This window comes from Saccharopolyspora erythraea (assembly GCF_018141105.1).
Classification (GTDB): Bacteria; Actinomycetota; Actinomycetes; order Mycobacteriales; family Pseudonocardiaceae; genus Saccharopolyspora_D; species Saccharopolyspora_D erythraea_A.
Genome location: NZ_CP054839.1, coordinates 5,992,647 through 6,004,143 on the forward strand (window position 1 = coordinate 5,992,647; position 11,497 = coordinate 6,004,143).

Below are 11,497 nucleotides of genomic sequence, written 5' to 3' on the forward strand. Positions count from 1 at the left end.
CGCGCTACGCGGGGATTTCCCGGCCATCGGTGCCGGTCAGCCGCTGGACCGAGCCGGTACCCTGTGCCTCCGCCGCGCGGTAGTCCGCGACGCAGCCCATCGCGTCGTCGCACAGCCGCCCGTACGAGGCGGAGATGCCGTCGGCCTTCCTCGTGAGCTTCTCGGCGAGCGGCTGGTACTTATCCAGGAACGCCTGGGCGAGCACGTCACTGCCGAAGCCCGCCTGGGCCGCCTGGATCGCCTTCTTGCGGCTTTCCCACGCGCTGCCGAACGTCTCCCCCGCAGCCCGCAGCTGGTTGATGCTCCTCGTCACGGCGTCCGGGTCCATGTCGTAGTCCGCCATCACTACGCTCCCTCGATCTGCTTGTCGAGCTGGTGCATGAAGGGGTCGGTGTGCACGTCGGTGCCCTCGAGCTTCGCGTCGGCCGGCAGGTACTGGCGGGTGATCTCGAAGAGCTGCTCCCGCGACTGCTCGACGGCATCCTTGATGGTGTCCACAATGGAGGACGCGAGCGCCTTCGAGTCCTTGGTCCGGTAGATCCGCGGATCGAGGTACAGCTCGCTCAGCTCGCCACGGCCGACCACCGTGGCGCTGACCAGACCGTCGGGCGAGTCCGCGGTCGCCTCGATGTCGGCGATCCTCGTTCGGATGTCGAGCAGGTCGTCGCGCAGGCGTTCGTAGTCCGCCCTTCGCCGGGCCGCGTCGATCGTCGGTGCCATGGATTCTCCTCGTGAAACGGGGATTTCAGCTTCACACGCGTCGCGCGGCCCTGGCGTCAGCTGACCTCTTGCGGCCATCGGCCGCCGTTGCGACACCGCCGACACAACACTCGAGCGCGGCGTGAGATCGGTCGACGGTCGAGGGGGTACTGAGATGGCCGGGGCAGCAGGAGGCGGCGGCAACGCATCTGCCGGTGGCGGCGAGCCCGGCGGTGGCCAATCCGGCGGTGGCGGCGGGTCGGCTCCCCCCGAGTCGGGCGGTGGCGGCGGGTCGGCTCCCCCCGAGTCGGGCGGCGAGTCCGCTGCCCCGGAGTCGGGCGGAGGCGGCGAACTGGCTCCCGCGGAGTCCAAACCCGCGGACTCGGCTCCGGCCGAGTCAAAGCCAGAGGAGTCGGCGCCCGCCGAGGAGAAACCGGCGGAGTCGGCGCCCGCGGATTCCAAGACCGCAGGCGACAAGGATCAGCAGCAGCCGGCAAACGGACAGCCGCCAGGGTCGAATGAGCAAGGGGATTCCCAGGACCAGCCTGCCGGGCAGGCGAAAGATGCCGACAACAGCCAGGAGAAGGGCAGCGGTACTCAGCAGCCCGGCGGTCAGGAGTTCGATGATCGCGTCACCGCCGAGGCCCCGCTGCCGGACTCGGACCCGGCCTCCATGCGTGCCGCGGCTGACAACCTGCGGACGTCGGGGACTCGCGATGCGCCGGAAGCCGCCGACGAGGCCAACCGCGCGGCACGCGACCTCGGCGAGACCTTCGGCGGGGAACCGGGAAGGCAGCTCACCACACAGGTGGCGGACCAGGCGGAGCAGACCAGGGCGGTCGGGCAGGACAACGGCAGGCTTGCCGACGATGTCGATCGCGCCGCCGACATCGTCGAGGGGACCACGCAGGAGCGCAAGGCCGACCTCGACAACGGCAGGTCCGTCTACGCGATGGCCGACACCCTGCCGCCGGGCGAGGACGCCGTGGTGAGGGAGCGCACGGTGGCTGACGCCGTGCGTCGCGGTCACGAGGTGATGGATCAGGCCGGCAGGGAGATCAGAGGCACCGTTGGCGGGTGGGCGGAAGGCTCACGAGACGCCGCGAACCCCGCCGATGCCACTCCGCCGCTGGCTCCGGACGGGGGTCGGGCGGTGCCTGCGGCCGGAGCCGCGCCGCCGGGGGCGCCGGCACCGCCGGGCGGGCGGGGCACTGTCAGACAGGCAGCGCAGAAGCTGGACAACGCCCAGAGCTCCCTGGCGCAGGACGGCGACTGGGACGAGTTCATGGACCCCCGCACCGAAAATTCCGTCTTCGACAAATTCAGGAAGCTGGTCAACGAAACGGGCGAGCGCGTGACGGAGGCGGGCAGGTGGTGGCTGACGGTCGAGCCGGAAGGGCCGGATGCCGGCATCACGCCGGAGGGGCCCGGCCCCGGTGGCGGGGTCGGCAGCATCGAAGGGGAGGCCCTCGCGACCCACGGCAAGTGGCGCGCCTTCGGTGGTGCGTTGAGCGGCGAGTACTCGGCCGGGGCCTATGGGTCCGGCCAGGTGAACATGCCGGATTCGAAGGAACCTCTCATCGAGGCCGAAAGGCAGGTCGGGGTGAGGGCGAACCTCGACGAAATCAACGTGCTCGACGCCGGGCCGCTCTCGGTGTCCATCCAGCCAGAAGTCCGAGTCGGACCTGGGGCGAGCCTGGAGGTCGAGCCGCAGGTGGAGAACGGACAGCTGAGCTTCAGGACCAAGACCTCCGCGTCCCCGCTCGTCGGCGGCGGGCTCGGCTTGGATGTCCAGGTCGATCTGAACGAGCTCAACCAAAGCGTCGAGTCCATCAAGCGCTCCATCTTCGGCTGACAGGGGAACGACAATGACAACACCGGGATCGATCGAGTTCCCGTTGCCCGCCCGGTGGCAACCGGTGTCACCGGGCGAGCTGAACCTCGACGTCGCGTTTCTGGCGATCAAGCTCGACACCCACGGCTCCGGCTTCACCGCCACCGTGGTGATCGAGGGCATGACCATGAAGCCGGACTCGTCGCTGGCCGAGCTGGCCGACGATGCCGCAGCGGCACATCCGACGGGAATCATGGTCGGCCGCTCTGCCTGGGAAGGACCTCGTGGGCCACGGTTGAGGCAGGTGCTGCGGCTGACCGACAGGGCCGGCCCGAGGCTGCAGCGGCTGGTGCGGGTGGAGGAGTACGCCGTCTTTCGGGAGACAAGCCTGCCCACCGAGTTTCCAGTGCTCCGCGCGACGTCGACCGCCACGCTCGAGCAGGCCGAGGCGATCGCGGCCGACTTCGAACTGATGCTGTCCGCACTCGACTCGGACTCGCCCACGGCTGGCCCGTCCCGCTTGCACAGGCTTTGACTGATTCGTCGCCGCAACAACGGAAACGCTGACTGGAAGTTCTTCTCGGACGACAGCGAAATGTCCCGGTGCGCTCGTGCGCACCGGGACATTCCGACCACTGCTGTCAGGAACCCAGCCTGCTGCAGGAACGCTGCACCGCGGCCATGTTTCCCTGGTTGCAGCTCTGGACGCCCTGGTTCATGGCCTGCATCAGTTCCTGCCCCGCTGCCATGACCTGCTGACATGCCTTGCTGATCTCGGCGAACTGCCCGCCAGCCTGGTCGAGCCAGTCGGTCCCGGCCATACCCGAGGCTTGGCCCCAGGAGTCGATCGACTGCTGCACACCACTGACACAGCCGTTCATGCTCGTCGAAAGGCCGTCCAGCGCACCGAACATCGCGAGTTTACGAGTCACGATTCACTCCCCTTTCCGTCGTAGGAATCTTCATTCGATGCGAACCGGTCACACGGCGCGGAGCAGCCCCGCGAACGCGTAGGTCTGGCCGGAAGACCCGCCGTCCCCGTCGCCCTCGCCGGAGTCACCGTCACCACCGCCACCGCCGGAACCGGACTCACCACCACCGCCACCTGCGCCGAGACCGCCACCTCCGCCGCCGTCGATACCGTTGAAGCAGGAGGCGCCCTGCTGGTCGGTGTCGAGGTAGTCGTTCATGGCGAAGCTGGTGTCACTGCCCAGCTTCTCCAGTTTCTGGCACAGGTTCTTGATCGCCGCGTCCCACTTCTTGTGCGCGACGAGCAGCGCCTGGGACTGGTCCATGTTCCACTGGGCGGGGATGACGGAGTTCACCTCGCCGTCCAGCTTGCTGCGCTGGCCTTCGATCTCCTGCACGACCACTGTCGCCATCTGGACCACTCGCGCGAGCGTCTCCGTGTTGGCGTCCAACACACCGCCGCCACCAGCATTCACCGGATTCTCCTTCCATCCACACGGCTCACGCCGTCCAGTGCTCCGGAACGCCGCTCGGATCGAGTCCGAGAAAGCGTCCGGGCACGATCGGACGCTAGCCCTGCCGCGGCAGCCGGCAGGTGTGCGCGGCACGTTCCGGCCACGCGGGCCACCCGCTGATCGAGTCGCGGTGACACTCGTCGGCATCAGCACAGCGGCGAGAAGGGATCGTGATGGCCACGGTCGTGGTGCGCAGGCCGGTTCGCAGGCCCGCTCCGGAGCAACCCTCCGGTGAGCTCATCCTGGACCCGCCGCCCGAGATTCCCCCACCGCCCGGCAGGCAGTGGACCCAGGTCCTCATGGTGATCCCGATGATCGCCATGATGGCCGCGATGATGCTGATGTTCTCCGGGAACTTCGGGCAGGGAGCCGGAGTGCTGCGGCTGGTCGTCCTCGGCCTTTTCGCCGTCGGCATGCTGGGAATGCTCGTCGGCACGCTGATCAACTCCTCTGGCCCCAGCAAGCGCGAGATGGGCCAGGAACGCCGGGGCTACCTCCGCCACCTGGGACAGCACCGGTTGCGTCTGACCCGCGCGATCCACAAGCAGCGCGACGCCATGGTGTACCTGCATCCGGAACCCGCGGCCCTGCTGTCGCTCGTCGCGAGCTACCGCCTGTGGGAACGCCGTCCGGTCGACGCCGACTTCGGGGTCGCGCGCATCGGCACCGGGCAGCAGCGCCCGGCGATGACGCTCGTCCCACCCGAGGCCAAGCCGCTGGAGCAGTTGGAGCCGCTGTCCGCGCTCGCGCTGCGCCGGTTCCTCACCACCTACACCGCAATTCCCGGACTACCGCTCGCCATGGCGGTCAACGGGTTCAGCCGGATCTACGTCCGAGGCGACCGCGGCCGATCGGCGGCGCTGGTCCGCGCGATGGTCATGCAGCTCGCGTCGTTGCACTCGCCGGACGACCTGCGGATCGCCGCATGCCCCGGCCGTGACGCGCAGGCGCTCTGGGAGTGGCTCAAGTGGCTGCCCCACGCCCTGCATCCGGAGCGTACCGACGCAGTGGGCCCGCTGCGGATCGTGGCGCCCTCGATCGTCTCGATCGAGGCGATGCTCGACGACCTGCTCGGCAAGCGCAAGAGGTTCGATCCCGCGGTCGACAACCGGGACGCGATGCCGCACGTCGTCGTGGTCCTGGACGGGGGGTCGACCGCGGGATCGGACGATCTCATGGCCGACGGCGGGCTCGAAGGCGTCACGATCATCGACCTGCGCACCCCGCCGCCGCGCGCTCTCGATCCGGCGACCATCGTGCTGCACGTCGGGCAGGACGGTGCCCTCGCCAGTGAGACGATCGAGGGCGCGGTCGACCTCGGCTGGGCCGACGCGCTGGACGTGCCCGCGGCGGAGGGCATCGCCCGCCAGCTCGCGCCCCTGCGGGCGAGCGCGGACCGGCTCGGCGAGCAACCGATGAGCACCGACCTCGACCTCGCCGAACTGCTCGAGATCGGCGACCCGCTCACGTTCGACCCCAGCGAGACCTGGGTGCAGCGACCGACCAAGGACAGCCTGCGGATCAGATTCGGCATCCGCAGCGACGGGACGCCGGTCGAGCTGGACCTGAAGGAGTCGGCCCAGGACGGGATGGGGCCGCACGGCCTGCTGATCGGCGCCACCGGGTCCGGCAAGAGCGAACTCCTGCGGACCATCGTGCTGGCGCTGGCGGTGTCCCACCCGCCGAGCTCGCTGAACTTCGCGCTCGTCGACTTCAAGGGTGGCGCCACCTTCGCCACGCTCGACGAGCTCCCGCACACCAGCGCGGTCATCACCAACCTCGCCGACGAACTTCCCCTCGTGGACAGGATGACCGATGCGATCAGCGGTGAGCTGCTGCGGAGGCAGGAACTGCTGCGCGCGGCGGGAAACTTCGCCTCGCTTCGCGAGTACGAGCGGGCTCGCGCCACCGGCGCTCCGCTGCCCGAGGTTCCCACCCTGCTGGTGATCTGCGACGAGTTCAGCGAACTGCTCTCGGCCAAGCCCGACTTCATCGACATGTTCGTGCAGATCGGCCGGGTCGGTCGGGCGCTGGGCGTGCACCTGCTGCTGGCCAGCCAGCGCCTCGAGGAAGGCAGGCTCCGGGGTCTGGAAACCCACCTGTCCTACCGGATCGGTCTGCGGACCTTCTCCGACATGGAGAGCCGCAACGTGCTCGGGGTCGGGGACGCCTTCAAGCTCCCCCGCGCACCGGGTCACGGATTCCTGAAGACCGACAACGAATCCATGGTCCGGTTCCGCTCCGCATACGTCTCCGGGGTGCACCGCGCGCCGGACGCGAGTTCCGCCGAGCAGAGCGACGATGGTGCCCTCGAGTTGCTCGAGTATTCCACGCATTACCTGTCGCCTGCCGTCGACGCGGACGAAGAGGCGCAGACGCCGGACGGCGAGGACGCGGTCGGCGAAAGCCTGCTGGACATCATCGTCGAGCGGATGCGTGGTCGCGGCACGCCCGCCCACCAGGTGTGGCTGCCGCCCCTGGCCGAATCACCCACGCTCGACCAACTGCTGCCGAACCTGGTCCGCGGCGACGACCGGGGTTTCGGCTCCACGCACGAGCAGCTGTCGGGGGCGCTGCGTGCCGTGGTCGGGATCATCGACCGGCCGATGGAGCAGCGCCGTGATCCGCTGGTGCTGGAGCTGTCCGGATCGGCCGGACACGTCCTGGTGATCGGAGGGCCGCGTTCGGGCAAGAGCACCGCGCTGCGGTCGATCATCACCAGCCTCGCCCTGACCCACACGCCGCGCGAGGTGCAGTTCTACTGCCTGGATTTCGGTGGCGGCACGCTGAGCTCGCTGCGGGGCCTCCCCCACGTCGGCGGCGTCGCGGGCAGGCAGAACGTCGGCGCGGTGCGGCGGACGATCGCGGAGCTGCGGACCTTGATCGCGAAGCGGGAGCGCCTCTTCGCCGAACGCGAGATCGACGGAATGCAGCCCTACCGCAGGCTGCGGCGTGATCAGGCCGCCGGGGACCCGTGGGGCGACGTCTTCCTCGTCATCGACGGCTGGGCGACCTTGCGCAACGAGTTCGAGGACCTGGAGGCGGTCGTGGCCGACATCGCCGCGCGCGGCCTTTCCTACGGCGTGCACGTGATCGTGTCCGCCGCCCGCATGTTCGACCTGCGCATGAACATCAGGGACCTGTTCGGCAGCAAGCTCGAGCTGCGCATCGGCGACCCGGTGGACAGCATGGTCGACAGGGCATCGGCGATCAAGGTGCCGGAGGGCGCGCCGGGCCGCGGCGTCACGATGCGCAAGCACCAGATGCTGATCGCACTGCCCCGGATCGATGGGATCGACGATCCGGCCGACCTCGCGGCCGGGGTCCGCGAGCTGGTGGAGGCGGTGTCCTCGGCCTGGCAGGGCCCGCCCGCCCCCGCAGTGCGGCTGCTGCCGGCCGAGCTGCCGTACGAGCAGCTGGCCGACGCCCACGACGCCCCCGCGCACCGTCTGGCGGTGGGCATCGCGGAACACGACCTCGGCGCGGTGCACGTGGACTTCGCTTCGGACGCCCACCTGGTGCTCCTCGGCGACACCGAAGCCGGAAAGACCACCTTCCTCCGCGCGCTCACCCGCGCCATCACCGACAGCTACGAACCCAGGCGAGCGCGGCTGATCGTCATCGACCACCGGCGCGGCCTGCTCGGCGACGTCGAGTCCGAGCACCTCATCGGGTACGGCACCGACCGCGACTCGACGTCCCGGCTGATGCGGCAGGTGGCCGAAGAGATGGCCGTGCGACTGCCCGGGCCGGACGTCACGCCGGAGCAGTTGCGCGAACGCAGCTGGTGGAAGGGCCCCGAGCTGTTCATCCTGATCGACGACTACGACCTCGTGGTCAGCCAGATGGACAACCCGTTCCTGCCGATCCTGGACTACCTCCCCCAAGGCCGCGACATCGGCATGCACGTCGTGCTGTCCCGGCGCACGGGAGGCGCCAGCCGAGCGCTGTTCGAACCGTTCATCGCCCGGCTGCGCGACATCGGATCGCCGGGCCTGCTGATGTCCGGGGACAAGGACGAGGGTCCGCTCCTGGGCGGGCTGAAACCCGAACTGCTCCCACCGGGCAGGGCATGGCTGGTCGGCAGACGGCATGCCGCGCGGCTCGTCCAGCTCGCCTGGCTGCCCAAAGACCAGCACTCGCCGCCGCAGAACGACAACGCGTGAACGGAGAGCCCATGTGCGAGTCACGCCACGAAATGCACGGAGACCCGGAGTCGATGCGGCGGTTCGCCGAGCAGCTCATCGAGCCCTGCGCACCCGAGGTGGTCGCCGAGTCGCCTGGTGCGCCCGCCTGTCAGGGAGGCATGCAGGGGTGCGCGACGTTCACCGCCGCCGACACGGCCTCGACCCTGACGCTCGCGCGCTTCCTCGCCGAAACCGGTGAAGCCATCGCCGCGCTGAAAGCCGCGGCGGCCGAGGCCGCGGAGGACTACCTGGCCACTGACCAGGCGGGCGCGCACGCCGTGGCGGGCACCGTGCTCGGTGTCGTCATCGTGGAGGACTGAAGATGGACTACGCACGCTTGCCGGCCGTGGTTCAGTTCGCACTGGTCGACGTGGAAGCCCACACCCATCTCGCGCGGGTCGAGCAGGCAAGCCGGATGTGGCGGACCGTCGCGGCGGAACTGCGCGAGCTGTCCGATTCGCTGCGGCACGAGCTGGACTGCCTGCGGCCGGACTGGAAAGACGCGACGGGCCTCGAGTTCGTCCGCCGAGTCGCGCGGTGCAAGGCCACGATCGACGAGCTGCTCACCCGGATCGAGGAGCACCGGCCGTGGCGGGCTCTCGACGATCTCGCCAGGCAACTGCTACTCGTCCGCGCCAAGGTCACCGACGCGGTGGAGCGCTCCACCGACGCGAGTCAACCGGAAGCGGCCACTCACCTCGCCGAGCTCGACCGCTACTTCCACGCGGCCGCCGAGGCGGTGCTCGCCGCAGCCGGCGACGACGCGCGCCCCGCGGCACCCACGGCCGCGAACGGTTCCCTCGCCGACGATTGCTGTTCGCCGCCCGAGACCATCGGCCCCACGCTCGCGGGCGGCCTCGGCCCGAACCTGACACCGTCCGTGGCGCTGCATCCCGTCAGCGGTTCGTCGCTGCCGCCCGGCAGCGTCTCGATCCCAGGTCTCATCGCTGTCCCACCGAGAAGCTCGGCCGGTGGCCGGTCCACCGGGCGCGGCGGACCGGGTGGCAGCCCGGCGGAATCGCGGTCACCGGCGAGCGGGAGGTTCGACGCGAGTGCGTTCGATCCGCGCAGCGCACCCGGCGGCTCCCCTGCGGGCGCAAGCATCCCCGACACCCCGCCACGGATCGAACAGGTCGCCAATCCCGTACCGATCACGGAACCACCGGCCGATCCCAAGGCTCCTCAGCCGCCCGAACTCCCCACCGGGACGGAGCCGGCCACGAACCGAACCCCCGGGGGCATGGTCCCGCCCATGATGATGCCGATGGTTCCCGGTACCGGCGGACCGGCGACCGGTAGGCGCTCCGGCGCCACACGCTTCCTCGAGGGTGAACGACGTACGAGGACCACACCCGCCATGCCAGGTGTTCCGGCAAGGCTACGAGGGAGATCGGCACTGGCCGACCCCGTCGGCAGCGGCTACCGGCCGGTCGCCATGTCCGGAACCAAGAACAGCACGCAGGAGCCCACCGCTCAGGAAGCGCTCGATCACGAGGTGTGGCAGGTCGCGAACCCAGGCGCCGCGTCCCCCTTGAAGCCGGAGGCGGTGGAGCCCGAGCAGCCGAGGCGACTGCGCCGTCCGCGTCTCTGACGACGAGCCGGGGTTGCGCGGATCGCAAGCCCGAAACCTGGCCTCGCCGAATCCCGCCCGATCAGGCGTGGGAACCGAACAGGCGCAGATCCGGAGGCCTGAACCTGCCAGGCACGGCTACCTTCCCGCTCCGTCGGCTAGGAAGAAAGCATGCGAAGCGACATGCGGCTCGGCGCCGCGACCCTGGTCCTGTGCGGCCTCGCCGCTTGCGGCGTTCCGGAGGAGCCACCGGCCGCCCCGCCCCCGCCGGCACCAAGTCCCCCGGCGCCGGCGCCCACCCCGCAACAGGTGGACTGGTTGAACGGGTTCTGCCGAGCGACCAGGGTGTTCACCTCGCCCGCGGAGCCGCCGCCGGACCTGCGCGACGAGTTCGTCGCGATGGACCTGTCGTTGTATCTGAGCACAGTGGACATCGCGCTGGACAGCGTGAAGTACGGGACCACCAGCCTGAGCCCGGATGCGTTCCCGCGTGGGGCGGAGCTGCTCAGCTCCTACTCCACCCCGGCCGAGCGGCTGGGCGCCGAGGTCGACGGGTACGCCGGCCATTACGGCGCTTCCGAGGACGTGCTGCGCGGACTCGTCGCCGAAACCTCGTCCGCGCTCAAGACCCTCAAGCCGGAGGGGCTCGACCTGGCCACGCTGACGGCCGCGGACGGCACCGTCGCCCAGGCCCACGAGAAGGCCGACGACTGCCGCCTCCAGGACGCTCGGAGCGGTCGGCCCTCGGCCGCTCCGGTCGCCCTGCCCGCGGCGAAGAACGGCGAGAACCTGGCCGCCTGCGGGGACGGGACGTGCGAGGTGCTGGTGTCGCCCGCGACCGTGGTCCCAGCGCCTCGGCAGTACGGGTTCCTGACGCTGCGGGTGCGCAGCATCGCCGGTGGCGTGATGGAGATCGGCGCGAAGCTCGAATACGGGTCGATGACCTCGCCCCTGGACACCGGGCGGTCCACGAACATCAACGGCATCGAGGTGAAAGCCGTGGCGGTGGGCGACGGGAAAGCGGTCCTGAGTCTCTCATCCGCCTGATACGCCGGGCCGGCCCCGACGTCCGATCTGAGCACCCTCGCCAATTCTGGCAAAACTGGCGAACTTCCTGTAACGCATCACCGACCCCTGCGAGGATTCCCATGGCCTCCTTCTTCCGGCTCCTCGCCGGCATCGGACTGCTGCTCGCAGTCGGTGCGTGCGCCTCCTCCCCCAAGGAGGAACTCATCCAGCACGCCGACGCGGAATGCGGCGAGATCACCACTCGGTTCAAGGGCGACCTCTCCTTCGACGGGAAGGATGCCTACGAGGGCATGCAGGTCCTCGATCAGCGAGCAGCACTCCTCCAGAACCTGCAGAACGATGTCCGGGCGATGCCGAGCCCCGAGACCGACCAGAGAGGGCTGAATGACTGGCTCACCAGGGTCGACAAGCTCGCGGTGGAGATGCGGACGCTGAGATCCGTCTACCAGAACGCGACTCGCGGCACCGAGACGCTGCTGGTCCTGCAGGTCGCCTTGGTCAACGAGGTCGCGCGGGAGGTCGGTCCCGCGGCCGCGCGGTTCGGGTTCACCACGTGTGCCGACACCGGCGCGTGGACGACAGGCTCCGTCTGAGATGAGCCGTTGCCCGCCTGAGCCGCGGACAACACCACCGCACGTCAACACCTACGGCCAGTAGTCGACCTCCCCACCTCGGGGTGGCCCTGGCAGCTCCC

Annotated in this window: 11 protein-coding genes; 7 read left to right on the forward strand and 4 right to left on the reverse strand. The window is 69.7% G+C overall.

Annotated elements, in window-relative coordinates:
• Window positions 1-4: 4 nt before the first annotated feature.
• On the reverse strand, window positions 5-343 hold the full coding sequence (locus HUO13_RS26750; protein ID WP_211897792.1) for a hypothetical protein: 339 nt from the start codon (window positions 341-343) through the stop codon (window positions 5-7).
• Between the two features lie 2 nt (window positions 344-345).
• Window positions 346-720, reverse strand: a complete 375-nt coding sequence (locus tag HUO13_RS26755) for a YbaB/EbfC family nucleoid-associated protein (protein WP_211897793.1) — start codon at window positions 718-720, stop codon at window positions 346-348.
• 787 nt (window positions 721-1,507) lie between these two features.
• Between HUO13_RS26755 and HUO13_RS26760 the strand changes: the two genes are divergently transcribed.
• The gene (locus HUO13_RS26760) at window positions 1,508-2,554 is read left to right on the forward strand and encodes a hypothetical protein (protein ID WP_211897794.1); all 1,047 of its coding nucleotides are present in this window, start codon (window positions 1,508-1,510) and stop codon (window positions 2,552-2,554) included.
• A gap of 64 nt (window positions 2,555-2,618) precedes the next feature.
• A complete protein-coding gene (locus HUO13_RS26765; RefSeq protein WP_211897795.1) occupies window positions 2,619-3,068 on the forward strand; it encodes a hypothetical protein in 450 nt (149 codons plus the stop codon).
• Between the two features lie 106 nt (window positions 3,069-3,174).
• Here HUO13_RS26765 and HUO13_RS26770 read toward each other — a convergent pair whose 3' ends face one another.
• A complete protein-coding gene (locus HUO13_RS26770; RefSeq protein WP_249124074.1) occupies window positions 3,175-3,465 on the reverse strand; it encodes a hypothetical protein in 291 nt (96 codons plus the stop codon).
• Between the two features lie 48 nt (window positions 3,466-3,513).
• Window positions 3,514-3,978 (reverse strand): WXG100 family type VII secretion target, encoded by a 465-nt coding sequence (locus HUO13_RS26775; protein ID WP_249124075.1) that lies wholly within the window; start codon window positions 3,976-3,978, stop codon window positions 3,514-3,516.
• 212 nt (window positions 3,979-4,190) lie between these two features.
• Here HUO13_RS26775 and eccCa point away from each other — a divergent pair, with 212 nt between their 5' ends.
• The 5 genes from eccCa (at window position 4,191) to HUO13_RS37730 (ending at window position 11,396) form a co-directional block, all read left to right on the forward strand.
• Window positions 4,191-8,183, forward strand: coding sequence for a type VII secretion protein EccCa (gene eccCa / locus HUO13_RS26780; protein ID WP_211903178.1), 3,993 nt, complete (start codon window positions 4,191-4,193; stop codon window positions 8,181-8,183).
• Between the two features lie 11 nt (window positions 8,184-8,194).
• Window positions 8,195-8,524 (forward strand): hypothetical protein, encoded by a 330-nt coding sequence (locus HUO13_RS26785; RefSeq protein WP_211897797.1) that lies wholly within the window; start codon window positions 8,195-8,197, stop codon window positions 8,522-8,524.
• A gap of 2 nt (window positions 8,525-8,526) precedes the next feature.
• Window positions 8,527-9,795, forward strand: coding sequence for a hypothetical protein (locus HUO13_RS26790; protein WP_211897798.1), 1,269 nt, complete (start codon window positions 8,527-8,529; stop codon window positions 9,793-9,795).
• A gap of 288 nt (window positions 9,796-10,083) precedes the next feature.
• Window positions 10,084-10,821, forward strand: a complete 738-nt coding sequence (locus HUO13_RS26795; RefSeq protein ID WP_211897799.1) for a hypothetical protein — start codon at window positions 10,084-10,086, stop codon at window positions 10,819-10,821.
• A gap of 101 nt (window positions 10,822-10,922) precedes the next feature.
• A complete protein-coding gene (locus HUO13_RS37730) occupies window positions 10,923-11,396 on the forward strand; it encodes a hypothetical protein (protein ID WP_249124076.1) in 474 nt (157 codons plus the stop codon).
• The last annotated feature ends 101 nt before the right edge of the window (window positions 11,397-11,497 follow it).

Bases quoted from the DNA above. Each gene is read 5' to 3' on its own strand.
- HUO13_RS26750 (WP_211897792.1), bottom strand. From the start codon at position 343: ATGGCGGACTACGACATGGACCCGGACGCCGTGACGAGGAGCATCAAC.
- HUO13_RS26785 (WP_211897797.1), top strand. From the start codon at position 8,195: ATGTGCGAGTCACGCCACGAAATGCACGGAGACCCGGAGTCGATGCGG.
- HUO13_RS26755 (WP_211897793.1), bottom strand. From the start codon at position 720: ATGGCACCGACGATCGACGCGGCCCGGCGAAGGGCGGACTACGAACGC.
- HUO13_RS26790 (WP_211897798.1), top strand. From the start codon at position 8,527: ATGGACTACGCACGCTTGCCGGCCGTGGTTCAGTTCGCACTGGTCGAC.
- HUO13_RS37730 (WP_249124076.1), top strand. From the start codon at position 10,923: ATGGCCTCCTTCTTCCGGCTCCTCGCCGGCATCGGACTGCTGCTCGCA.
- eccCa (WP_211903178.1), top strand. From the start codon at position 4,191: ATGGCCACGGTCGTGGTGCGCAGGCCGGTTCGCAGGCCCGCTCCGGAG.